This is a genomic window from Aureimonas sp. CAS (assembly GCF_059838215.1).
The window spans coordinates 1,807,777-1,831,430 of sequence record NZ_CM187563.1 but is presented as its reverse complement, the minus strand read 5'-3'; the positions used below and the strand labels follow the sequence as shown (position 1 = coordinate 1,831,430).

At 69.0% G+C, this 23,654-nt stretch carries 22 protein-coding genes; 7 read left to right on the top strand and 15 right to left on the bottom strand.

Features of this window, described 5'->3' with window-relative positions:
* Nucleotides 1–3 precede the first annotated feature (3 nt).
* From lipA to AC6R2M_RS08875, 8 genes are all read right to left on the bottom strand, one after another.
* On the bottom strand, nucleotides 4–981 hold the full coding sequence (gene lipA, locus AC6R2M_RS08910; protein WP_500481299.1) for a lipoyl synthase: 978 nt from the start codon (nucleotides 979–981) through the stop codon (nucleotides 4–6).
* 41 nt (nucleotides 982–1,022) lie between these two features.
* Nucleotides 1,023–1,283 (bottom strand): GlsB/YeaQ/YmgE family stress response membrane protein, encoded by a 261-nt coding sequence (locus AC6R2M_RS08905; RefSeq protein WP_500481297.1) that lies wholly within the window; start codon nucleotides 1,281–1,283, stop codon nucleotides 1,023–1,025.
* 131 nt (nucleotides 1,284–1,414) lie between these two features.
* The gene (gene lpdA, locus AC6R2M_RS08900) at nucleotides 1,415–2,866 is read right to left on the bottom strand and encodes a dihydrolipoyl dehydrogenase (protein ID WP_500481295.1); all 1,452 of its coding nucleotides are present in this window, start codon (nucleotides 2,864–2,866) and stop codon (nucleotides 1,415–1,417) included.
* A gap of 39 nt (nucleotides 2,867–2,905) precedes the next feature.
* Nucleotides 2,906–4,300 (bottom strand): pyruvate dehydrogenase complex dihydrolipoamide acetyltransferase, encoded by a 1,395-nt coding sequence (locus tag AC6R2M_RS08895; RefSeq protein WP_500481293.1) that lies wholly within the window; start codon nucleotides 4,298–4,300, stop codon nucleotides 2,906–2,908.
* Nucleotides 4,301–4,909, bottom strand: coding sequence for a Uma2 family endonuclease (locus tag AC6R2M_RS08890; RefSeq protein WP_500481292.1), 609 nt, complete (start codon nucleotides 4,907–4,909; stop codon nucleotides 4,301–4,303).
* Nucleotides 4,910–4,919: 10 nt separating this feature from the next.
* The gene (locus tag AC6R2M_RS08885) at nucleotides 4,920–6,356 is read right to left on the bottom strand and encodes a pyruvate dehydrogenase complex E1 component subunit beta (RefSeq protein ID WP_500481290.1); all 1,437 of its coding nucleotides are present in this window, start codon (nucleotides 6,354–6,356) and stop codon (nucleotides 4,920–4,922) included.
* A gap of 9 nt (nucleotides 6,357–6,365) precedes the next feature.
* Nucleotides 6,366–7,457, bottom strand: coding sequence for a pyruvate dehydrogenase (acetyl-transferring) E1 component subunit alpha (gene pdhA / locus AC6R2M_RS08880; protein WP_500481288.1), 1,092 nt, complete (start codon nucleotides 7,455–7,457; stop codon nucleotides 6,366–6,368).
* A 164-nt stretch (nucleotides 7,458–7,621) separates the two neighbouring features.
* A complete protein-coding gene (locus AC6R2M_RS08875) occupies nucleotides 7,622–7,930 on the bottom strand; it encodes an FtsB family cell division protein (RefSeq protein WP_500481286.1) in 309 nt (102 codons plus the stop codon).
* A 168-nt stretch (nucleotides 7,931–8,098) separates the two neighbouring features.
* Here AC6R2M_RS08875 and AC6R2M_RS08870 point away from each other — a divergent pair, with 168 nt between their 5' ends.
* Nucleotides 8,099–8,680 carry a tyrosine phosphatase family protein gene (locus AC6R2M_RS08870; RefSeq protein WP_500481284.1) on the top strand — a complete coding sequence of 194 codons (582 nt, stop codon included), beginning with the start codon at nucleotides 8,099–8,101 and terminating at the stop codon, nucleotides 8,678–8,680.
* Nucleotides 8,681–8,734: 54 nt separating this feature from the next.
* On the opposite strand, the gene eno is transcribed toward AC6R2M_RS08870, so the two are convergent.
* The 6 genes from eno to tpiA all read right to left on the bottom strand — a co-directional run bounded on the left by eno (nucleotide 8,735) and on the right by tpiA (nucleotide 14,895).
* Complete coding sequence (gene eno, locus AC6R2M_RS08865) at nucleotides 8,735–10,012, bottom strand: phosphopyruvate hydratase (RefSeq protein WP_500481282.1); 1,278 nt, start codon at nucleotides 10,010–10,012, stop codon at nucleotides 8,735–8,737.
* A 75-nt stretch (nucleotides 10,013–10,087) separates the two neighbouring features.
* A complete protein-coding gene (gene kdsA / locus AC6R2M_RS08860; RefSeq protein ID WP_500481280.1) occupies nucleotides 10,088–10,924 on the bottom strand; it encodes a 3-deoxy-8-phosphooctulonate synthase in 837 nt (278 codons plus the stop codon).
* The gene (locus AC6R2M_RS08855) at nucleotides 10,921–11,814 is read right to left on the bottom strand and encodes a VOC family protein (protein WP_500481278.1); all 894 of its coding nucleotides are present in this window, start codon (nucleotides 11,812–11,814) and stop codon (nucleotides 10,921–10,923) included. The genes kdsA and AC6R2M_RS08855 overlap by 4 nt, the downstream gene beginning before the upstream one ends.
* A gap of 7 nt (nucleotides 11,815–11,821) precedes the next feature.
* Complete coding sequence (gene pyrG / locus AC6R2M_RS08850) at nucleotides 11,822–13,450, bottom strand: CTP synthase (protein WP_500481276.1); 1,629 nt, start codon at nucleotides 13,448–13,450, stop codon at nucleotides 11,822–11,824.
* Between the two features lie 110 nt (nucleotides 13,451–13,560).
* Nucleotides 13,561–14,052 carry a preprotein translocase subunit SecG gene (gene secG, locus AC6R2M_RS08845; protein WP_500481274.1) on the bottom strand — a complete coding sequence of 164 codons (492 nt, stop codon included), beginning with the start codon at nucleotides 14,050–14,052 and terminating at the stop codon, nucleotides 13,561–13,563.
* A gap of 78 nt (nucleotides 14,053–14,130) precedes the next feature.
* Nucleotides 14,131–14,895, bottom strand: a complete 765-nt coding sequence (gene tpiA / locus AC6R2M_RS08840; RefSeq protein WP_500481272.1) for a triose-phosphate isomerase — start codon at nucleotides 14,893–14,895, stop codon at nucleotides 14,131–14,133.
* Nucleotides 14,896–15,066: 171 nt separating this feature from the next.
* Between tpiA and AC6R2M_RS08835 the strand changes: the two genes are divergently transcribed.
* The 6 genes from AC6R2M_RS08835 to lexA all read left to right on the top strand — a co-directional run bounded on the left by AC6R2M_RS08835 (nucleotide 15,067) and on the right by lexA (nucleotide 21,264).
* Nucleotides 15,067–16,959, top strand: coding sequence for a peptidylprolyl isomerase (locus tag AC6R2M_RS08835; protein WP_500481270.1), 1,893 nt, complete (start codon nucleotides 15,067–15,069; stop codon nucleotides 16,957–16,959).
* Between the two features lie 2 nt (nucleotides 16,960–16,961).
* The gene (trpD, locus tag AC6R2M_RS08830; protein WP_500487547.1) at nucleotides 16,962–17,987 is read left to right on the top strand and encodes an anthranilate phosphoribosyltransferase; all 1,026 of its coding nucleotides are present in this window, start codon (nucleotides 16,962–16,964) and stop codon (nucleotides 17,985–17,987) included.
* A complete protein-coding gene (gene trpC / locus AC6R2M_RS08825; protein ID WP_500481268.1) occupies nucleotides 17,984–18,790 on the top strand; it encodes an indole-3-glycerol phosphate synthase TrpC in 807 nt (268 codons plus the stop codon). The genes trpD and trpC overlap by 4 nt, the downstream gene beginning before the upstream one ends.
* Nucleotides 18,787–19,284, top strand: coding sequence for a cyclic pyranopterin monophosphate synthase MoaC (gene moaC / locus AC6R2M_RS08820; protein WP_500481266.1), 498 nt, complete (start codon nucleotides 18,787–18,789; stop codon nucleotides 19,282–19,284). Before trpC ends, moaC begins: the two co-directional genes overlap by 4 nt.
* Nucleotides 19,281–20,480 (top strand): molybdopterin molybdotransferase MoeA, encoded by a 1,200-nt coding sequence (locus AC6R2M_RS08815; protein ID WP_500481264.1) that lies wholly within the window; start codon nucleotides 19,281–19,283, stop codon nucleotides 20,478–20,480. Before moaC ends, AC6R2M_RS08815 begins: the two co-directional genes overlap by 4 nt.
* Nucleotides 20,481–20,550: 70 nt before the next feature.
* Entirely contained in the window at nucleotides 20,551–21,264 is a 714-nt protein-coding gene (lexA, locus tag AC6R2M_RS08810; protein ID WP_500481262.1) for a transcriptional repressor LexA, read from the top strand.
* Here lexA and AC6R2M_RS08805 read toward each other — a convergent pair.
* Nucleotides 21,258–23,633 (bottom strand): ComEC/Rec2 family competence protein, encoded by a 2,376-nt coding sequence (locus AC6R2M_RS08805; RefSeq protein ID WP_500481260.1) that lies wholly within the window; start codon nucleotides 23,631–23,633, stop codon nucleotides 21,258–21,260. The two genes, lexA and AC6R2M_RS08805, sit on opposite strands and share 7 nt — an antisense overlap.
* Nucleotides 23,634–23,654 lie beyond the last annotated feature (21 nt).

Here is a 23,654-nt window from a genome sequence, read left to right as displayed (position 1 = left end):
TCGTCAGGCGGCGACGCTGGTCTGGCGCGCCAGACGAGCGGCCTTCAGCCGTTCGAAATCCTCGCCCGCATGGTGCGAGGAGCGCGTCAGGGGGCTCGACGAGACGACCAGGAAGCCCTTGGTCTTGGCCACGGTCGCGAAGGATTCGAACTCCTCCGGCGTCACGTAGCGCATCACGGCGTGGTGCTTGCGGGTCGGCTGGAGGTACTGGCCGATGGTGATGAAGTCGACGTCGGCCGAGCGCAGGTCATCCATCAGCTGCAGCACCTCGTTCCGCTCCTCGCCGAGGCCGACCATGATGCCGGACTTGGTGAAGATCGTCGGGTCGAGCTCCTTCACCTGCTGGAGCAGGCGGATCGAGTGGAAGTAGCGCGCGCCGGGTCGCACCTTCAGGTACTTCGACGGCACCGTCTCGAGATTGTGGTTGAAGACGTCCGGCTTGGCCGCAACGACCGTTTCCAGCGCGCCCGGCTTGCGCAGGAAGTCGGGCGTCAGGATCTCGATCGTCGTGCCCGGCGCCGCCGCGCGGATGGCGCGGATCGTGCGCGCGAAATGCTCCGCGCCGCCGTCGGGAAGGTCGTCGCGGTCCACGGAGGTGATGACGACGTGATGGAGGCCCATGGAGGCGACGGCCCGGCCGACGCTCGCCGGCTCCTCGTCGTCGAGGGCGTGCGGAATGCCCGTCGCGACGTTGCAGAAGGCGCAGGCCCGCGTGCAGATGCCGCCCATGATCATGAAGGTCGCGTGCTTCTTTTCCCAGCATCCGCCGATGTTGGGGCAGCCCGCCTCCTCGCAGACCGTCACGAGACGGTTCGACTTCACGATTTCGCGGGTCTCGAAATAGCCCTTGGAGACCGGCGCCTTGACGCGGATCCAGTCGGGCTTGGGCAGCACCTCCGTGTCGGGCCGGTGCGCCTTTTCCGGGTGTCTCGGCCGGGGCGAGGCCCCGGCGGAGATGCGTGTGTCGAGTAGCGTGACCATCGGACCCTATCTAAGCGGGGTCCGCACGCGCTGCAATCGCGTCAGACCCTTCGTCCGCGGAAGGCGCGGAAAATGGCAATCAGGATGCAGGCGCCGATGAAGGCGACGATGAGGTACTGGATCGAGAAGGACGCGCCGGCCTGGAAGTCGATCAGGCCGAAGAGCCCCAGGATCAGGTTGAGGACGATCGCGCCGACGATGCCCAGGATGATGTTCATGAGGAGACCCATGTCGCTCTTCATGAACTGTTCGGCGAGCCATCCCGCGATGCCTCCGACGACGATTGCTGCAAGCCAACTCATGTGACGCTCCTGAAAAGCATTGATGCCCTTCGGAGCAAGATGGCCCAACCTTCGCGTGCGGCAAGGCGCCGCGAGTGGAAATGCGGCGAAGATGTGATTCCGATCGTTCCATCCCGCCGCACCCCTGCCCGCTACATGTGGATGACGCGGCCGTAGGCGTCGAGAACGCTCTCGTGCATGGTCTCCGAGAGGGTCGGATGCGGGAAGACCGCGTGCATCAGCTCCTCCTCCGTCGTCTCCAGCCCCATCGCGACGACGAAGCCCTGGATCAGCTCGGTGACCTCGGCGCCGACCATGTGGGCGCCCAGAAGCTCGCCGGTCTTGGCATCGAAGATCGTCTTCACGAGGCCTTCCGGCTCGCCCAGCGCGATCGCCTTGCCGTTGCCCTGGAACTTGAAGCGGCCGACCTTCACCTCGCGGCCGCCTTCCTTGGCCTTGGCTTCGGTCAGGCCGACGCTGGCGACCTGAGGCTGGCAGTAGGTGCAGCCGGGGATCTGCGTCTTCTTCATCGGGTGCGTCTCGAGGCCCTTGATGGCCTCGACGCAGATCGAGCCCTCGTGCTCGGCCTTGTGCGCCAGCATCGGCGCGCCCGCGACGTCGCCGATGGCGTAGACACCTTCGACATTCGTGCGCCCGGCGCCGTCCACCTTGATCGTGCCGCGCTCCATCGCGACGCCGATCTCCTCCAGGCCCAGGCCTTCCGTGTTGCCCTGGACGCCGACCGCCGAGATCAGCCGCTCGGCGGTGATCGTCTCGGTCTTGCCGCCGACCTCGACGGAGACCTTCACGCCGTCTCCGGTCTTCTCGACCTTGGCGACCTTCGCCTCGGTCAGGAGCTTCATGCCCTGCTTCTCGAACTGCTTGCGGGCGACGGCCGCGACCTCCGCGTCCTCCACCGGCAGGATCTGCGGCAGAAGCTCGACGACGGTCACCTCGGCGCCCATCGTGCGATAGAAGGAGGCGAATTCGATGCCGATCGCGCCCGAGCCCATCACGACGAGGGACTTCGGCATCGTCTTCGGCTTCATCGCCTCGAAATAGGTCCAGATCCGCTCGCCGTCCGGCTCGATGCCCGGCAGCACGCGCGGACGTGCGCCCGTCGCGACGATCACGTGCTTGGCCTTGTAGGTCCCCTCGCCCAGGACGCCCTTCGGCACCGGGTTCTGCGGCTCGACGACGGGCTTGGTCATCTTGCCCACCTGAACCTCGACCGGACCGCCCTTCCCGGCCTTGGCGATCTTCGCCTGCCCCCAGATGACGTCGACCTTGTTCTTCTTCAGGAGGAAGCCGACGCCGCCGTTCAGCTGCGCGGAGACACCGCGCGAGCGCTTGACCACGTCCTCGATCGCGAAGGTCGGCTTCTCGATCTTCAGGCCGTAATCCTTGGCGTGTTCGGCATAGTGGAAGATCTCGGCCGAGCGCAGCAGTGCTTTGGTCGGGATGCAGCCCCAGTTGAGGCAGATGCCGCCCAGATGCTCGCGCTCGACGACGGCCGTCTTGAAGCCCAGCTGCGCGGCGCGGATGGCGGCGACGTAGCCGCCGGGTCCGCCGCCGATGACGATGATGTCGTAGGTATCGGCCATGGTGTGGCTCGCCTTCTCGTTCGGATCAGCGGGTTGCGATCAGACCAGCATGCCCATCGGGGCTTCGATCAGCTGCTTGAAGGCCGAGATCAGCTCGGCCCCGAGCGCGCCGTCCACGGCACGGTGGTCGGTGGAGAGCGTCACGGTCATCACCGTCGCGATCTTCACCTCGCCGCCCTTCACCACGGCTCGGCTCTCGCCCGCGCCGACGGCGAGGATCGTCGCGTGCGGCGGGTTGATGACGGCGGAGAAGTCCTTGATCCCGAACATGCCGAGATTGGAGACCGCCGTCGTGCCGCCCTGGTACTCCTCGGGCTTGAGCTTGCGCGAGCGGGCGCGCTTGGCCAGATCCTTCATCTCGTTGGAGATGGTGGACAGCGTCTTCTCGTCGGCGCGGCGGATGATCGGCGTGATCAGCCCGCCCTCAATGGAGACCGCGACGCCGACGTCGGCGTTTTTGTGCTTCAGCATCGCGCTGTCGGTCCAGGAGACGTTGGCGTCCGGCACGGCCTTCAGCGCCATCGCCATCGCCTTGATGACCATGTCGTTGACCGACAGCTTGTAGGCCGGCTTCTCGCCCGCGTCCGACTTCGTCACCGGCGCGGCGTCGTTCAGCTGTTTGCGAAGCGCCAGCAGCGCGTCGAGCTCGCAATCGACCGTCAGATAGAAGTGCGGGACCGTCTGCTTGGATTCGACGAGGCGCTTGGCGATCGTCTTGCGCATGCCGTCATGCGGGATTTCCTCGAAGGAGCCTTCGGGGAAGAGCTTGCGCACCGCATCGGCGCTCGCGCCCTTCGGCGCGGGAGCCGCGGCTTCGGCCTGCGGCGCGGACGGCGCCTCGCTCCTGGCGGCGCTCGGCTGCGTCTGGCCCGGCTCGGCCTTCTCCACGTCCGCCTTCACGATGCGCCCGTTCGGTCCGGAGCCCTTCACGGCGGAGAGGTCGAGCCCCTTCTCCTTGGCAATGCGGCGCGCCAGCGGCGAGGCGAAGACGCGGTCGCCCGACGAATGGCTCGGCGCGGCGCCGGAGAACGACGAGGACGAACCGCCCTCCTTCGCGCTCGCGGTCTCGGGCGCGCGGGCTTCCGGCTGGCCGGAAGCCTTGTCGGAGGCCACGGCGTCGTCGGCCTTGGCGTTCGAGCCCTGCGGCTGGGAGTCCGAGCCGCCGCCGGCAGCGGCGGCCGAGGCGTCCTCGCCTTCCGCGGCCAGGATCGCGATCACGGCGTTGACCTTCACGCCCTCGGTGCCGGCGGGCACGACGATCTTGGCGACCGTCCCCTCGTCGACCGCCTCGACCTCCATCGTGGCCTTGTCGGTCTCGATCTCGGCGATGATGTCGCCCGAGGAGACCTTGTCGCCCTCCTTCACCAGCCACTTGGCGAGGTTGCCCTCCTCCATGGTCGGCGACAGAGCGGGCATGGTGACGTTGATCGGCATCTATCGATCTCCGATGAAAGGGGCTTGCGGGCTCTCGTTGAACCCGAGCGGCCGGTCGAACGGCCACAGGTTCGCGAGCGGAAACGAAATGGCGTCGAAGGGCGCGGCACGGACGTCGTCGGCGGACGTCCAGGTGCTGTCCAGAATCCAGTTCTTGTCCTGGAGAACGAAGGTCTCCAGCAGTTCTTGCCGGGGGTCGAGATGCCAGAGGTGACGGACCCCTGCTTCTCCGTAGATGCGGCGCTTGACAGTGCGGTCGCGCTTTTCGGTCGACGGCGACAGGACCTCGCAGATCCAGTCCGGCGGCGTTTCGATGAACTCCGCTTCGGGATGAAGGTCGAGCCGTTCTCTACGCCATGCCGCCAAATCCGGAACGACCACCTGCCTTTCCAGATGAAGCTCGGGCTCGGTGGCGAAAATCCAGCCGCCCGGACCGCCGAGGGCGTTCTGGAAAGGACCGATCAGCGCTCCGTTCAGGGCCGACGCTGCGATCGTGTGCCTCGGCGTCGGTCGCGGATGCGTCATGAGCTCCCCGTCGATGATCTCGGCGACGAGGTGCTCGGGCACCGCCTCCAGATCAGCGTAGGTTGCTCGACGCTCCGCGGCCATGGCCTCCGCCTCAGTCCCGGTAGCAGACGGCCTTGACCGCCTCCACGACGTCCTTCGCGCTCGGCAGGGCCAGCTTCTCAAGATTGGCCGCGTAGGGCATCGGTACGTCCTTGCCGCAGACCTTGAGCACCGGCGCGTCGAGGTGGTCGAAGGCGCGGACCATCAGCTCGGAGGCGATGTGCCCGCCGACCGAGCCCTGCGGCCAGCCTTCCTCGACCGTGACGCAGCGGTTGGTCTTCTTCACCGACCGGATGACCGTCTCCATGTCGAGCGGGCGGATCGTGCGCAGATCGATGATCTCCGCGTCGATGCCGTCCTTCGCCAGTTGCTCGGCCGCGGCGATCGCGTAGGTCATGCCGATGCCGAAGGAGACGATCGTCACGTCCTTGCCCTTGCGGTGGATGCGCGCCTTGCCGATCGGCACGGTCCAGTCGTCGAGCTTGGGAACCTCGAAGGTCTGGCCGTAGAGGATCTCGTTCTCCAGGAACACGACCGGGTTCGGGTCGCGGATCGCGGACTTCATCAGTCCCTTCGCGTCCGCCGCCGAATAGGGCATCACGACCTTGAGCCCGGGGATCTGCCCGTACCAGGCCGCGTAGTCCTGGCTGTGCTGCGCCGCGACGCGGGCCGCCGCGCCGTTCGGGCCGCGGAACACGATCGGGCAGCCCATCTGGCCGCCGGCCATGTAGAGCGTCTTGGCCGCCGAGTTGATGATCTGGTCGATCGCCTGCATGGCGAAGTTGAAGGTCATGAACTCGACGATCGGGCGAAGGCCGGCGAAGGCCGCGCCGACGCCGAGGCCGGCGAAGCCGTGCTCGGTGATCGGCGTGTCCACGACACGGCGCGCGCCGAACTCGTCGAGAAGCCCCTGGCTGATCTTGTAGGCGCCCTGATACTCGGCGACCTCCTCGCCCATCAGGAAGACGTTCTCGTCCCGCCGCATCTCCTCGGCCATCGCGTCGCGAAGCGCCTCGCGCACGGTCTGGGAGACCATCTCGGTGCCCTCGGGCACCTCCGGCGTCTCGCCGTCCGCGTCGTCGACCTCCGGATGGCTCAGACCCTGTGCGGGAACCTTGTCGCCCTTCTTGTCGGCCTCCTGCGAGACACCGCTCTCGGTCCGCTTGGCGCTCGGGTCGTTGCCCGTCTCGCCGACCGGCTGCGATGCCTCCTTCGGCTTCGAGGTGTCGATGTCGTCGGCGCTCTCGCCTTCCCCGATCAGGACGGCGATCGGCGTGTTGACCTTCACGCCCTCGGTGCCGGCGGCGATCAGGATCTTGCCGAGCTTGCCCTCGTCGACGGCCTCGACTTCCATCGTGGCCTTGTCGGTCTCGATCTCGGCGATCACGTCACCGGGGGCGACGTCGTCGCCCTCCTGCTTGACCCATTTGGAGAGGGTGCCCTCCTCCATCGTGGGAGAGAGCGCGGGCATCAGAATTTCGATCGGCATGGCGCGCTCCTACTCCGCCGCCTGCGGAATCTCGTCCGCATAGATATCGGTCCACAGCTCCGAGACGTCCGGCTCGGGATCGTTCTGCGCGAACTCCGCGGAATCGGCGACGATCTCGCGAACGTCCTTGTCGACGGCCTTCAGATCGTCCTCCGACATGCCGTGCTCGGCGATCAGGCGTTCCTTGACCTGCTCGATCGGATCGCTCTCCGAGCGCATCTTCTGCACTTCGTCGCGCGAGCGGTACTTGGCCGGATCGGACATGGAATGGCCGCGATAGCGGTAGGTCATCATCTCCAGGATGATCGGCCCCTCGCCCGAGCGGCAGTGCGCCACCGCCATGTCGCCGGCGGCCTTCACCGCGCGCACGTCCATGCCGTCGACCTGGATGCCCGGAATCTTGAAGGAGATGCCGCGGTGGGCGAAGTTCGTCTCGGCGCTGGCGCGCTTCACCGACGTGCCCATGGCGTACTGGTTGTTCTCGATGACGTAGACGACCGGCAGCTTCCACAGCGAGGCCATGTTGAAGCTCTCGTAGACCTGCCCCTGGTTGGCCGCGCCGTCGCCGAAATAGGTGATCGAGACCGAGTCGTTCTGCCGGTAGCGGTTGGCGAAGGCGAGGCCCGTTCCGAGCGAGACCTGCGCGCCGACGATGCCGTGGCCGCCGTAGAAGTTCTTCTCCTTGGAGAACATGTGCATCGAGCCGCCCTTGCCCTTCGAGTAGCCGGAGCGGCGACCCGTGAGCTCGGCCATGACGCCGCGCGCTTCCATGCCGGTCGCCAGCATGTGCCCGTGGTCGCGATAGGCGGTGATGACCTGGTCCCCCTCCTTCATTGACATCTGCATGCCGACGACGACGGCCTCCTGGCCGATATAGAGGTGGCAGAAGCCGCCGATGAAGCCCATGCCGTAGAGCTGGCCGGCCTTCTCCTCGAAGCGGCGGATCAGCAGCATCTCGCGATAGGCGGAGAGGTCCTCCTCCTTGGAGAACTGGGCGGGCGCGGGCGCCTCGTAGTCTTCCAGCGTGCGGACGATCTCGGAAGTTGAGGCCGGGACGGCGGACTTCGGCGAGCCGCTGTCCTGCTTTTTCGACGAAGCCATGCGCGACGGTCCTGTCTTGACGCGACCCGGATCAGGGTCATCTCCTCCCCGACTATACCGCCCGGGAGGGTGCCGACAAGCCGACGCCCAAATCTTGACCATCATGCAGTTAAATGCTGCAGCGCAGCAGGTTTTAACTGCAATGCGGTCAACTTTGGTCGGACTCAGCGCAGGATGACGATCTCGTCGTCCGTGCCCATGTTCAGATAGCGCCGGGCTCGCTCGTCGATCATGTCCCGCTCCAGCGAACCGTCATGAAGCAGGGCCACGCGACGCTCGATGCGCTCGCGCTCGCGCGTCACCTTCGCCAGCTCCTCGGTCCGCCGCTCCAGCTCGGCCGCGAACTCGCCCTTGGCCTCCAGGCCGTACTGGCCGGTGTGGACGTGCAGCGCGAAATAGGTGAGCACGGCCGAGGCGACCAGCGGCACGGCCAGCCCGCCGAGGCGTCTCTTGTGTCGCTGCCGCGTCCTCATCGACGAACTCTCCACCGTCCCGAATGCGCGCAGTAGAACACGAGGCGTTTAAGCGCCGGTTAAGCATGGCGTTCTGTGTCGCCGGCCGGGCTGCGTCGTCGCGTCCCAGGTTGTCGCTCCGCGCCGGGGCGCCTAAGCAGGCGGGGCCCTTTCAGCCGGAGCCTTGCCATGAAGACCCTCGCGATCTCCTCCCGCACCATCTGCGGGATCGAAGAACTGCCGGTTCACAAGGAGGCGGGCGTCACGCACGTCCTGTCGATCATCGACCCCGGACATCCCGACATCCACCATTTCGAGGCCTATTCGAAACATCTGCGCACGACGCTGCGCTTCCACGACATCATCGATCCGGCGCCGGGCCGGATCATGCCGGCCGAGGAGCATATCGGGGCGATCCTCGCCTTCGGGGAATCGCTCGACAGAGGCGCCGTCGAGGGAACGGCCGGTCACCTCCTCGTGCACTGCCATATGGGCGTGTCGCGCTCGACGGCGGCAATGGTCATTCTGATGGCGCAGGGCGACCCGGACGCCGGCGAGGACGAGCTGTTCGAGCGCCTGCGGGCGATTCGCGGCAAGGCGTGGCCGAACTCGGTGATGATCGCCCTCGCCGACGCGAGGCTCGGGCGCGGCGGCAGGCTGACGGCCGCGCTGCGTCGGCACTACGCCCATCAGCTCCGCGTCAAGCCCGAATACGGCACGTGGATCCGCGACCTCGGTCGGGGGCGCGAGGTCGAGATGGCCGCCGACTGACGGTGAGGTAGGGCCTCCTCCCCGGATTCGGGGAGGAGGCGTCCGGGTTCCGCCTCAGCGGCCGCGCAGGATCGAACGGCCGGCGTAGACGGCCTGATCGGCGAGCTCCTCCTCGATGCGGAGAAGCTGGTTGTACTTGGCGAGCCGGTCGGAGCGCGCCAGCGAGCCGGTCTTGATCTGCCCGCAATTGGTCGCCACCGCGAGGTCGGCGATCGTGTAGTCCTCCGTCTCGCCCGAGCGGTGCGACATGACGGCGGTGTAGCCCGAGCGATGGGCGAGGTTCACCGCGTCCAGCGTCTCCGACAGGGTGCCGATCTGGTTGACCTTCACCAGGATCGAGTTGCCGACGCCCTTCTTGATGCCCTCGCGCAGGCGTTCGGAATTGGTGACGAAGAGATCGTCGCCGACGAGCTGCACCCGGTCGCCGATCTTGTTCGTCAGCGTCTTCCAGCCGGCCCAGTCGTCCTCGGCCATGCCGTCCTCGATCGAGATGATCGGGTAGTCCCTGGTCAGGTCCGCGAGATAGCCGGCCATCTCGTCGGCGATCAGCTTGCGGCCCTCGCCGGCCAGATCGTAATGCGCGTCCTTGAAGAACTCGGTCGAGGCGCAGTCGAGCGCCAGATAGACGTCCTCGCCCGGCTTGTAGCCGGCTTTCTCGATCGCCTTCAGCACGAAGTCGAGCGCCTCGCGAGTCGAGCCGATGTTCGGGGCGAAGCCGCCCTCGTCGCCCACATTGGTGTTGTGGCCGGCGTCCTTCAGCGCCTTCTTCAGCGTGTGGAAGATTTCCGCGCCGCAGCGAAGGCCCTTGCGGAAGCTCTCCGCGCCGACCGGCATGATCATGAACTCCTGCACGTCGATCGGGTTGTCGGCGTGGGCGCCGCCATTGATGATGTTCATCATCGGCACCGGCAGGACATGGGCCGAGGCGCCCCCGACATAGCGGTAGAGCGGCAGCCCGGCGGCCTCGGACGCGGCTTTGGCGACGGCGAGCGAGACGCCGAGGATCGCGTTGGCGCCGAGGCGGCTCTTGTTCTTCGTGCCGTCGAGGTCGCGCAGCACCGAATCGATGCGGATCTGGTTCTCGGCCTCGAAGCCGACGATGGCCTCCAGGATTTCGGTGTTCACCGCCTGGACGGCCTGCTCGACGCCCTTGCCGGCATAGCGCTCGTCCTTGTCGCGCAGCTCGACGGCCTCGTGGGCGCCGGTGGAGGCACCGGACGGGACGGCGGCGCGACCCATGGAGCCGTCTTCGAGGACGACGTCCACTTCCACGGTGGGATTGCCGCGGCTGTCGAGGATTTCGCGGCCGACGATGTCGATGATGGCGGTCATGCGGGAATGGCCTCTCTGGTCCGTTCGTTCACGTCGAGAGGCTCATACCGGAGGCGCGCGCGCCGCGCACCCTTCTTATCGATCGAAGGACTTCGCGAGTTCGTCGAGCGCCTTCAGCCGGCGTAGGAGCTCCGGCATCCGGTCCAGTTGCACCATGTTCGGCCCGTCGGACGGCGCGTTGTCCGGGTCCTCGTGCGTCTCGATGAAGAGGCCCGCGACGCCGACCGCGACAGCCGCGCGCGCCAGCGTCTCCACGAAGCGGCGCTCGCCGCCCGAGGAACCGCCCTGCCCGCCCGGCTGCTGCACCGAATGCGTGGCGTCGAAGACGACCGGCGCGCCGAGCCCGGCCATGATCGGCAGCGCCCGGAAGTCGGAGACGAGCGTGTTGTAGCCGAACGACGCGCCGCGCTCGGTCAGGAGAACGTTGGGGTTGCCGCTCTCCGTCACCTTGGAGAGGACGTTCTTCATGTCCCAGGGCGCCAGGAACTGCCCCTTCTTCACGTTCACGACCTTGCCGGTCCGGGCGGCGGCGATGAGGAGGTCCGTCTGCCGGCACAGGAAGGCCGGGATCTGCAGGATGTCGCAGACCGCGCCGGCCTCGCCCGCCTGCGCTTCCGTGTGGATGTCGGTCAGGACGGGCAGGCCGAAGGTCTCGCGAATTTCGGCGAAGACCGGCAGCGCGTCCGAAAGGCCGATGCCGCGTCGGCCCGACAGGCTCGTCCGGTTCGCCTTGTCGAAGCTCGCCTTGAAGACGTAGCCGATGCCGAGATCCTCGGTCACCCGCTTCATCCGCTCGGCGATCATCATCGCGTGGTCGCGGCTCTCCATCTGGCAGGGGCCGGCGATCAGCGCGAAGGGCGCGTCCTGCGAGAAGGTGACCGACCTTGCGGAAACGTTGGCGTTCGCATTCATGCGCTGATCTCCTCGAAGGCGACGAAGGCCTTGTCGCCGATCCAGACGACGAGCCGGCCGGAGCGCTCCTCGGCGTGTAGGCCGCAGGCCTCGGCGAAGGGCCGGACGGCAGCCAGGTCGCGGACCGACAGGACCATGCCCTCGAAGCTGAGGCCTCGCTCCTGCCCGCGCCGAACACCGTAGCGCAACGAGAGAGCCTCGGGGCTGGCGACCTCGATCTGCGACGGGCCGGCCGACAGGCGCATGCCGAAGGAATCGGCCTCGGCCTCGCGGTCGCCGGTCAGCTCCTGAAGGTAGTACTGGAAGTCGGTCGGGTTGGGTTCGCCGAAGACGAGCCGCGCCGTTCCGGTCGCTCCGTTCGGATGAGCGATCAGCGCCGAGCGGTCCGGCTTGTGCGTGTGGGTCGGCTGGCAGGTGAAGAAGGAGACGTCGGGCGCGCGCAGGTCCCGCGCGAAGGCCAAGCGGAAGCCGACGAAGGAGTCCTCGCCCGCCGGCGTCTTGAAGCGGCGCTCGAAGGCGAGCGTCTCCTCGCCGCCGTGACCGGCTTCCCGCAAGTCCGCCGCGTCATGGTCGGCGTTGGTCGAGGCGAAGGCCAGGCTTGAGAAGGACGGCGTGCCGATCCGGAAACGGTGCGCCTGGTCGCGCGCGACGAACACGTTGCCGTCCTTGGCCGCCGCCTCGCAGGTCTCGCGATGGCCGACCGCCAGCGGCTCGACGAAGGAGCCGTCCGCGAGGAAGACGCAGGCGTTCTCGGTGCCGAAGGGATGGCGCGCGTTCGGCGCGACGATGAAACCGAGAGCCTCGAAGACGCGCCTTGCGTCCTCGAGCGAGGGCATGGCGAGGACGGTGTGGTCGATGCGGCGCGTCGCGCGGTTCTCGTTCGGGAACATGGACGTCTCAGACCAGCCGCGAGCGCTCGACGGCGGCTGCGATGAAGGAGGCGAAGAGCGGGTGCGGCTCGAAGGGCCGCGACTTCAGCTCGGGATGGTACTGGACGCCGATGAACCACGGGTGGTCGGCATATTCGACCGTCTCCGGCAGAAGGCCGTCCGGCGACATGCCGGCGAAGGTCAGGCCCGCCTCCTCCAGCCGCTCGCGATAGGAGCGGTTGACCTCGTAGCGGTGGCGATGGCGCTCGTTGATGTCGTTCGAGCCGTAGATCTCCGCGATCTTCGATCCGGCGGCCAGACGGGCCTCGTAGGTGCCGAGGCGCATCGTGCCGCCGAGGTCGCCTTCCGCCGCCCGGCTTTCCAGCTCGTTGCCCCGCAGCCATTCCGTCATCAGGCCGACGACGGGCTCGTCGGTCGGGCCGAATTCGGTGGAGGCCGCGTTGTCGATGCCGGCCAGCGAACGGGCCGCCTCGATGACGGCCATCTGCATGCCGAAGCAGATGCCGAAATACGGCACCTTGTGCTCGCGCGCGAACTTGGCGGCGAGGATCTTGCCCTCCGAGCCGCGCTCGCCGAAGCCGCCCGGCACGAGAATGCCGCTCACGCGGTCGAGATAGGGCGTCGGGTCCTGCTTCTCGAAGACCTCCGATTCGATCCAGTCGAGCTTCACGCGCACCTTGTTGGCGATGCCGCCGTGCTGCAGCGCCTCGATCAGCGATTTGTAGGCGTCCTTCAGGCCGGTGTACTTGCCCACGACCGCGATCGTGACCTCGCCCTCCGGGTTGCGGATGCCGTCCACGACCTCGGTCCAGCGCTGGAGCTGGGGCTTGGGCGCCGGATCGATCCCGAAGGCGGCCAGCACCTCGGTGTCGAGCCCCTCGCGGTGATAGGCGATCGGCACGTCGTAGATCGTCGCCACGTCGAGCGCCTGGATGACCGCCGTCTCCCGCACGTTGCAGAAGAGGCTCATCTTGCGGCGCTCCTCCTTCGGAATCGGCCGGTCGGCGCGCACGAGGAGGATGTCCGGCTGGATGCCGATGGAACGCAGCTCCTTCACCGAATGCTGGGTCGGCTTGGTCTTCAGCTCGCCCGCGGTCGGGATGTAGGGCATCAGCGTCAGGTGGACGTAGACGGCCCCTCCGCGCGGCAGATCGTTGCCGAGCTGGCGGATCGCCTCCATGAAGGGCATCGCCTCGATGTCGCCGACCGTGCCGCCGATCTCGCAGAGAACGAAATCGAACTCCTCGTTGCCGTCGAGCACGAACTCCTTGATGGCGTCCGTCACGTGCGGGATCACCTGGACGGTCGCGCCGAGATAGTCGCCGCGCCGCTCCTTGGCGATGATCTCCTTGTAGATCCGCCCGGTGGTGATGTTGTCCATGCGGTTCGCCGGCCGCCCGGTGAAGCGCTCGTAATGGCCGAGATCGAGATCGGTCTCGGCGCCGTCGTCGGTGACGAAGACCTCGCCGTGCTGGGTCGGGCTCATCGTGCCCGGATCGACGTTGAGATAGGGGTCGAGCTTGCGAAGCCGCACTCGGTAGCCACGGGCCTGGAGCAATGCGCCCAGCGCCGCGGAGGCGATGCCCTTTCCGAGTGAGGAGACCACGCCGCCGGTGATGAAGATATATCGCGCCATGGGCCTTCCCGATAACCGCTCGGATGGAGTCGCGCCAGTGCCTATCTGACGTCGTGAAACGGAACGGGGCGCCGAAGCGCCCCGTCATCGAACTTCAAGAGAGTGGCGTCCTACTGTGCCGGGGCCGGTGCCATTCCCTGCGGACCGACCGGAACGCCGGCGTCCGTGGCGGGCGCCTGCGCGGCGGGCTCCGTGCTCGGAGCCTGCGCCGGAGCGCTCGTGCCCGGCGTCGCGCCGGACGGCACGTCCACCGGAGCGGGCGTCTGTTCGGCCTCCGGCACGCCGCCGAGCTGGTCGAGCAGCGAGCCGCCGTCCGAGGCCGGCGCGCTGGTGCCGGCCGGGGCGCCCGGAATGCGGTCGAGGATGTCGGTCGGCGAGCCACCGTAACGCGCCAGGATCGCGAGCGCCATGGAGGTGATGAAGAAGCCGGCGGCCAGGATGGCCGTCGCGCGGGTCAGCGCGTTGGCCGCGCCGCGCGCGCTCATCATGCCGCCGCCTCCGCCGCCGATGCCGAGCGCGCCGCCCTCGGAGCGCTGAAGCAGCACCACGACGACGAGCGCGAGCACGATCAGGAGATGGATGACGATCAGAACAGTCTGCATGGTGGCGCTTGCCGCGAGGCTCGTCTTCTTGAAAGGATCGCGGGCCTTCTACAGGAGGCTCGCGTTTATTCCAAACGCTTATCTGCCGAGCGCGGAGGATCGGCGCTGCGGGACCGCCTCGCATATCGCGATGAAGTCCGCCGCCTTCAAGCTCGCGCCGCCGACGAGCGCGCCGCCGACCTCCGGCACCGCCAGGAGCTCGGCCGCGTTGGAGGGCTTCACGGATCCGCCGTAGAGGATGAGAATCCCCTGCCCGTCCCCGCCCGGCCGCTCGGCGAGGCGCCGGCGCAGGAAGGCGTGCACCTCCGCGACGTCGTCCGTCGTCGGCGTCTTGCCGGTGCCGATCGCCCAGACCGGCTCGTAGGCGACCACCGTGTTCTGCGCGCTGGCGCCCTCCGGCAGCGAGCCGTCGATCTGGCCGCCGAGAACGTCCAGCGTCGAGCCGTCCTCGCGCTGGGCTTCCGTCTCGCCGACGCAGACGATCGCGACGAGACCGGCGCGCCAGGCGGCCTTCACCTTCTGCGCCACGGCGGCGTCGCTCTCGCCGTGGTCGGCGCGGCGCTCCGAATGGCCGAGGATGACGTGGCTGGCGCCCGCGTCGCGCAGCATCTCGGCGGAGATGTCGCCGGTGTGGGCGCCGTTCTCCTTGGCGTGGCAGTCCTGCCCGCCGAGCATGAGGGCGGTCCGCTCGCTGGCCGCCGCATGAAGGAGCGTGGCCGGCGGGCAGACGAGGATGTCGCAGCGCTCCGACAGATCGGCGGCCGCGTCCGCCATCGTCTTCAGCTCGGCGAGCGAGGCCGAGACCCCGTTCATCTTCCAGTTTCCGGCGATCAGCGGCTTCACGGGCGGTCCTCTCCCAATCTCTGTTCCGGCGCGACGAGTATCGGCTGGCGGGCGCGAAATCAAACCGCGACGCTTGGCCGAACGGCCGATTCCCGTTAAGGCCGGACCCACGCAGCCCGGCGGCGGAATCCGTGCGGGCGGACGACATGCGCGACCGGAGTGGCTTGAGCGATGATGACCTTTCTGCGCGGGATCGTGACGGGCTGGGCCGGCAAGATCTTTCTCGGTCTCCTGCTCGGCATCTTCGCCGTGGCCTGGACCGTGGCCGACGGCTTCTCCGGGCGCCTGTCGCCGTCGACCGTGATGACGGTGGGCGGCACCTCGGTCTCGCTGCAGGACTACCAGATCGCCTACCAGCAGAACCTGGCGCGGGTGTCGCAGCAGATCGGACGCCGCCCGACGCCCGAGGAGATGCAGGCCTTCGGCATCGACCAGTCGACGCTCTCGCAGCTGGCGACCGGCGCCGTCCTCGACGAGCAGGGACGCGTCCTCGGCCTCGGCCTGTCCGAGCAGGGGCTGCTGCGCCTGATCGCCGAGGACCCGAGCTTCCAGGACGCCTCCGGCAACTTCTCGCGCAACGCCTTCCGCACCGTCCTGCAGAACGCGGGCATGACGGAATCGGCCTATATCGACCGTCTGGGCGAGACCGCGCTGCGCACGCAGATCATCGACTCGGTCGCCGAGGGCGTTCCCGCCCCCGAGACCTTCTCCGCCGCGATCGGCCTCTATGCCGGTGAGCGCCGCACCGTCAGCCTCGTCACCGCGACGGCCCGGCCGGCCGACGAGATCGCCGATCCGAGTGACGAGGAGCTCCAGACCTTCTTCACCGCGCAGGAGGCCGACTACGCCGCGCCCGAATACCGCGCCTTCTCCTATGTCGATCTCACGGCCGAGGTTCTCGCCGATCCCGCGAGCGTGACGGACGAGGCGCTCGCCGCCGACTACGAGGCGAACCGCGCGCGCTTCGGCACGCCCGAGCGTCGTCAGGTCCGCCAAATCGTCTTCCCCGATCAGGCCGCCGCCGAAGCCGCGGCTGCCGAGATCGCGGGCGGCGCCAGCTTCGAGGACGTCGCGGCCGCCGCCGGACGCAGCGCCGCCGACACCGATCTCGGCCTTCTCGCGCGCTCCGACATTCCCGACGCCAACATCGCCGACGCCGCCTTCCAGCTTCAGGCGGGCGAAACGAGCGGCGTCGTTCCCGGCCTCTTCGGCCCGACGATCCTGAACGTCCAGGCCATCGAGCCGGAGGGCGTCGAGCCGCTCGAGGCGGTCGAGGCGCAGCTGCGCGAGGAGCTGGCGCTCGATGCCGCGGCCCAGCGGGTCGACGAGGCCTACAATGTGTTCGAGGATGCGCGGGCGGCGGGCGCGACGCTGGAGGAGGCCGCGCAGGAGGCCGGGCTGACCGTCGTTCAGGTCCCCGCGATCGACGCGACCGGCCTCGACGCCGAGGGGCAGCCGGTCGAGAACCTGCCGGCGCAGGGCGAGCTGATCGCCGGCGTCTTCGAGACGCAACCCGATTTCGACAACCCTCCGATCAACTACGCCTCCAACAGCTACGTCTTCTACGACGTCTCCGAGATCACCGAAGCGCGCCAGCGTCCGCTGGACGAGGTGCGCGACGAGGTGGTGGCCGACTGGAAGGCCGAGGAAGCGGGCGAGGAGCTGGAGGAGCGCGTCGAGGCGATGCGCGCCCGTGTCGAGGCCGGCGAGACGCTGGAGGCGGTCGCGGAGGCCGAGGGCCTGACCGTGGAAACGGAGCCGAACCTGACACGCGCCAGCGCGACCCCGCGCCTCGGCGAGGCGGCGGCCAACGCCGCCTTCTCCGGCCCTTCCGGTCTCGTGGCGACCGCGCCGGGCGCGGAGCCGGGAACGTGGATGCTCGTTCGCGTCGACGACGTCACGGCACCGGCCGATCCGCTGGCCGAGATCCAGCCGCAGCAGACCGCGCAGATTTCCGGCGCGCTTCAGAACGACATCCTGCAGGCCTATGTCGCGATGCTGCAGGCGCAGTATCCGGTGCGCTTCAACGAGGCGGCCGTGCAGACCGCCCAGAGCCTGCGTTGACCATGGATCTGAAGCCCTACCTCGCCAAGGTCGCGGACGGCGTGGCGCTGACGCGCGCCGAAGCCGCCGCCGCCTTCGGCGTCATGATGTCAGGAGAGGCGACGCCGAGCCAGATCGGCGGCTTCCTGATGGCCCTTCGCGTGCGCGGCGAGACCGTGGACGAGATCGCGGGCGCGGTCGACGTGATGCGCGCCAACATGGCGCGGGTGGCTGCGCCGAAGGATGCGATCGACATCGTGGGAACCGGCGGGGACCACGCCGGGACGCTGAACATCTCCACCCTGACGGCGCTCGTCGTGGCCGGCTGCGGCGTCACCGTCGCCAAGCACGGCAACCGCGCCCTGTCGTCGAAGTCCGGCGCGGCCGACGTGCTCACCGCCCTCGGCGTGGACGTCGATCTGAAGCCCGCCGAGATCGGCCCGGTGATCGCGGAGGCCGGCATCGGCTTCATGTTCGCGCCCACGCATCATTCGGCCATGCGCTTCGTCGGCCCGAGCCGGGTCGAGCTCGGCACCCGCACGATCTTCAACATTCTCGGCCCGCTCGCCAATCCGGCCGGCGCCGACCGTCTGCTCCTCGGCGTCTTCTCGCCGCAATGGCTGATGCCGATCGCCGAGACGCTGCGCGCGCTCGGCACCCGCAAGGCCTGGGTCGTGCATGGCGACGGGCTGGACGAGATGACCGTCTGCGGGCCGACCGAGATCGTGGCGCTGGACGACGAACGGATCGAGCGCTTCACGGTCGAGCCGGAGACGTTCGGTCTGCCGCGCCGCGACCTGTCCGAGCTGAAGGGTGGCGACGGCGTCGCGAACGCCGAGGCGCTGCGCGCAGTTCTGTCGGGCGAGCGCAACGCCTATCGCGACGTGGTCCTCCTGAACGCTGCGGGCGCGCTGGTCGTCGCGGACCGTGTCGCGGACATCCCCGCCGGCCTGTCGCTCGCCGCCGCCTCCATCGACGAGGGTGCGGCTTCGGCGGCCCTCGCCCGTCTCGTCGAGGCCTCCCAACGCAGCCGGAAGGCAAGCCGATGAGCGACATCCTCGCCCGGATCGAGACCTACAAGCGCCAGGAGATCGCGGCCGCCAGGGCCGCTGTCCCGCTCGCCGAACTGAAGGCGATGATCGCGGATCGCGACCGGCCGCGCGGCTTCACCGCCGCGATCGAGCGGAGCCTTTCGCAGGATCGCACCGCCCTCATCGCCGAGGTGAAGAAGGCCAGCCCGTCCAAGGGCCTGATCCGCGAGGATTTCGATCCCCCGTCCCTCGCCCGCGCCTACGAGCGGGCGGGCGCCGCCTGCCTCAGCGTCCTGACAGACGCGCCGTCCTTCCAGGGCGAGCCGGCCTTCCTGACGGCGGCGCGCGACGCGACCGCCCTGCCCGCGCTGCGCAAGGACTTCCTGTTCGACGCCTATCAGGTCGCGGAAGCCCGCGCCTGGGGCGGCGACGCGATCCTCATCATCATGGCGGCGGTGGACGACGAGACCGCCGCCTCGCTGGAGGACGCGGCCGAGGACCACGGCCTCGACGTTCTCGTCGAGGTTCACGACGAGGCAGAACTCGAACGCGCCCTCAAGCTGCGCTCGCGGCTCGTCGGCATCAACAGCCGCAATCTGCGCACCTTCGAGACGGACCTCGCCGTCGCCGAGCGACTGGCGAAGCTCGTCCCCGCGGACCGCATCGTCGTCGGCGAGAGCGGCATCAACGCGGCGGCCGATTGCGCCCGCCTCGCCCTCTCCGGCATCCGCACGATCCTCGTCGGCGAAAGCCTGATGCGGCAGGCGGATGTCGAGGCGGCGACCCGCGCCCTTCTCGCCCGCGTCGAGGCCGTGGCGTGAGCGAGACCCGGCTGACCCATCTCGACGCGTCCGGCGCGGCCACCATGGTCGATGTCGGCGAGAAGGACGTGACGAGCCGGCAGGCAAGCGCCGAAGGCCTCGTCGTCATGAAGGCCGAGACGCTGGAACTGATCTCCTCCGGTCAGGCCAAGAAGGGCGACGTCGTCGCCATCGCGCGGATCGCCGGCATCATGGCGGCGAAGAAGACCAGCGATCTCATTCCGCTGTGCCATCCGCTGATGCTCGACAAGGTCTCGGTCGACATCACGCTGGAGCCGGAGCTTCCCGGCCTTCGCGTGGTCGCCACGGCGAAGGTCGGCGGGCGCACGGGCGTCGAGATGGAGGCCCTGACGGCGGTCTCCGTCGCCTGCCTGACGATCTACGACATGGCGAAGGCCGTGGACCGCGAGATGGAGATCACCGGCATCCGGCTCGTCGCCAAGTCCGGCGGCCGGTCCGGCGACTATGCGCGGGCGTCGGGCGGGGCCGCATGAGCCTTCGCCCCGTCGAGGACGCGCTGGCCGACCTTCTGGAGGGGGTCGGCGCCCTGACCGGGACGGAGAGCGTGCCTCTTCGGCTCGCCGCCGGGCGGGTTCTGGCGCGCGATGTGATCGCGCTGCGCACCCAGCCCGATTTCGACGCCTCCGCCATGGACGGCTACGCGCTGCGCGCCGAAGACGCCGCCGACGGGCGTCTCCTGACGCTGATCGGGGAAGCGCAGGCGGGCCGTGCCTTCGAAGGCACGGTCGGGTCGGGTCAGGCGGTCCGCATCTTCACCGGCGCACCCGTTCCGGCCGGGGCTGATACGGTGCTGATCCAGGAGAACGCCGAGCGAGTGGAGGGCGATGTCCGCGCGACGGTCGTCCCGTCGAAGGGCGCCAACATCCGGCCGCTCGGCAACGATTTCTCCGCAGGCGAAACCCTGGTTTCGGCAGGTTCGCGCCTGACGGCCGGAATGGTGGCGCTCGCGGCCAGCGGCGGCCATCCGGCCCTCGATGTCCTTCGTCGCCCGCGCGTCGCGATCCTCGCCACCGGCGACGAGCTAGTGGAGCCCGGCCAGCCGGTCGGCCCGTCGCAGATCGTCGCCTCGAACGGCTACGGCGTCGCGGCGCTCGTCGAGGCGAATGGCGGCGACGTCCTCGACCTCGGGATCGCGCCGGACGATCTCGACGCGATCGGCGCCCGGCTCGACGAGGCGGTGGCGGCCGGCGCCGACATCTTCGTCTCGATCGGCGGGGCCTCGGTCGGCGACCACGATCTCGCGGCCAAGGCCTTCGCCTCTCGCGGCGTTTCGCTCGACTTCTGGAAGGTCGCGATGCGGCCGGGCAAGCCGATCATGGCGGGCCGGCTCGGACCCGCCATGATCGTTGGGCTCCCCGGGAACCCCGCCTCCTCCATGGTCGCGGCGACGGTCTTCCTTCGGCCGCTGGTGAGGCGGCTCGCGGGCCTGCCGGACGCGGGCTTCCGCAAGGGCCGCCTCGGGCGGAACGTGCCGGCGAACGACGACCGTGCCGAGTTCGTGCGATCGCGCATCGAGGGCGCCGAAGGCGAAGTCGTCATCGTCCCGCTTTCGCGGCAGGATTCCTCGCTGCTCTCGATCTACGCGCGGGCCGAAGCCCTGCTCCTGCGCCCCGCGAACGCGGCCGCCGCCCGAACGGGTGACGACTGCCTCTATCTGCCGCTGGACTGACTTGCGGAACACAAACGGAACAAGTAGCTTTGTTCAGGTTTTGTTTTGATTCTGTCCCAAGGGTTCGGCGATGCTCACGCGCAAGCAGCACGATCTCCTCCTCTTCATCCACGAGCGGCTGCAGTCGGCCGGCGTGCCGCCCTCCTTCGACGAGATGAAGGATGCGCTGGAGCTGAAGTCGAAGAGCGGCATCCATCGCCTGATCACCGCGCTGGAGGAGCGCGGCTTCATCCGCCGCCTTCCCAACCGCGCGCGGGCGCTGGAGATCCTCAAGCTGCCGGACGTGATCGCCAAGAGCGCGCCCCGGCCCGTCCCGCAAGGGTTCCGGCCGAGCCTCGTCGCCTCGACGCCCGCTATGGGCAAGTCCGAGGTTCGGCCCCTGCCCGTCTCGGCGGCCAACGATTCGATCAGCGTGCCGGTCATGGGGCGGATCGCGGCGGGTGTGCCGATCTCCGCCATCCAGAACAACACGCGCGATCTCGTCCTGCCGCCGGACATGATCGGGCCGGGCGAACATTACGCGCTCGACGTGGCAGGCGATTCGATGATCGAGGCGGGCATTCTCGACGGCGACACCGTCGTCATCCGCCGCGCCGACACGGCCAATCCGGGTGAGATCGTCGTCGCCCTCGTCGACGAGGAGGAGGCGACGCTCAAGCGCTTCCGCCGCAAGGGCGACCGTATCGCGCTGGAGGCCGCGAACCCGGCCTACGAGACGCGCATCTTCGGCGCCGACCAGGTCAAGGTGCAGGGCAAGCTCGTCGGACTGATCCGCCGCTACTGATCGCCCGGCGCGGCGGGCGTTTCCGGCGCCCGCCGGGACGCCGCCGGGGTCGGTTCTCCGCCGGACGAGTCTGGGCCGGAGGCCTCGAGACCGTCATCGGGCGTCGTGGCGCTCCCCGCCGGATCGCGCCAGAACTCCGGCCACGCGGCGTGGCGATGCATGTTCCATTCGCGCGGCTCCGGCGCGATCGAGCGGCGGATCACGATTTCGCCGCTCTTCGGATCGCGCGAAACGGCGAGCGAGCCCGTCCGGCGCAGCGTGCGCAGGGTCACCAGCCGCGCGCCGGAGCGGCACTCCGTCGGCCGGATGGCGCGCGAGACGATCCCGATGTCGGACGTGTCGCAGAGCGCGCCCGTCTTCTCGTAGTCCTCGGTCCAGGCGACGCGCAGCCCCGAGCGGGTTTCCGCGCGGCAGATGTCGTCCTTGCAGACGAAGGTCGGCGTCGGCGGCGCGATCTCGCGACCGGGTGCGTCGTGCGCCTTCGCGCGCCGTGGAAAGGCGCGCTCCCATTGCGTTGCGACGAAGGCGTTCGGGCGCGCTTTCAGAGGGCGGAGCGCACCGGTCTCGTCGATCAACGCCACCTCCTTCCCGTCCTCGAAGATCAGGAGTTCGGGCCGGGTCGGTTCGGGGACCGACAGGGCGATGCCCGCTGCGGCGAAGGGCAAGGCGAGCCAGCGCAGGCGTCCGGCGAAGAAGCAGAGGGCGAGGATGGCGCCGCTGAAGAGGACGAGCGCGGTTCGCGGCATGAGTCCCGTCGCATGGTCGGGAAACCGGGAGCCGATCGCCTCGGCGAGCGCGAAGATGATCGCCAGCCCGTGCCCCATCGTCGTCAGCCAGGGCCCGTCGAGGCCGAACGGCATGGCGAGGACGCCGAGCAGCCCCGCCGGCATGACGACGAACGAGAACAGCGGCATCACGAGGACGTTGGCGATCACCCCGCCGAGCGGCGCCGCGCGCTGGAAGTGATAGGCGCCGAAGGGCGCTGTCGCGCCGCCCGCGATCAGGGATGAGAGCGCGAGACCGGCAAGGGCCGCCAGAACGCCGAGGAAGAGCCCGCGCTCGCGGCGGCGCGTGCCGCGGTCCCGCGCGGTCCACCATCGCATCAGCGCGCCGTAGGCCCCGACGAGCGCTGCGGTGGCGGCGAAGGACATCTGGAAGCTCGCCGTCACCACCGCATGCGGCTTGACGGTCACGACGATGACGGCGGCGATCGCGACGTTGCGCAGCGTCAGCGCCGGGCGGTCGAGAAGGACGGCGCCGAGCATGACGACGAGCATGATCCAGGAGCGCTGCGTCGAAACGCTCTCCCCCGCGATCAGGAGATAGGCGGTCGCCACGATGAGGGCCGCCACGGCGGCGATCTTCTTGGTCGGAAGGCGAAGCGGCAGGCCGGGCACGAGCGAGGCGAGAAGCCGCACCGAAAGCATGGTGAAGCCCGCGACCAGCGCCATGTGAAGGCCCGAGATCGCCAGGATGTGGGCGAGCCCGGTGATCCGCAGCCATTCCTCGATCTCGGCGGGAATGCCGGCGCGCTCCCCGGTGATCAGGGCGGCGGCGACGGCCCCCTGCGGGCCGGGAACGACGGCGCGGATCCGTTCGGCCATCGAGACGCGCAGGCTCGCGACCCGCTCCGCCCAACCGAGTTCCCGCGAGGCGGGCTCCGCGTGCGGCTGCGGGGCGCCCAGCGAGAAGCCGTAGGCGCCGAGGCCCTGGAAGTAGGGCACGAAGGCGAAGTCGTGGGCGCCCGGCAAGGCGGGGCCGGAGGGTGGGCGCAGGCGGACGAGCCCTTTGTAGGTTCCCCCGACCGGGATCGGATCGTGGACGCTGGAGACGAGGATGCGCGCGCGTTCGGGCGGACGCGAAAGGACGGGCCGCGCGGTTTCCTCGATGTCGATCAGGTAGCGGATGCGCCCCCGGTCGTCGAAGTCCCGCCACGCGACCCGCCCGGCGATCCGCACGGTCGCCTCGCCGGAGAAGATCGTCGTGTGCGTCCGCGCCAGCTCCGCCTGCGCCAGCATCTGCCCGGCGAGGGCGCAGGCGAGGACCGTCAGGACGGCGAGGGACGGAATCCGCTCGCGCAGGACGGCGATCAGGCCGGCGAGGACGAGAAAGCCCGCCGCGGCGGCTGCGGGAGGAAGCCGGAGGTCGAGACCGTAAAAGGTCGCGATCCCGGCGACGAGGCCGAGGGGCAGAAGGAAGAAGCCGCCGCGGGCGGCCTGTTCGGCCGCTGTCTCGCGCGCGAGGGCGGCGCGAAGCCCCTCGAGGGAAGGCCGGCGGAACGGCGCTGCGAGCCCCCTGCCGGGCCGTGCGGAGGGCCGCCCGCCCTGCGGGTCGTCATGCGCCTCCTTCCCTGCCTTGAGGACGCTCATGCCGACCGTCGTCTTGTCTGC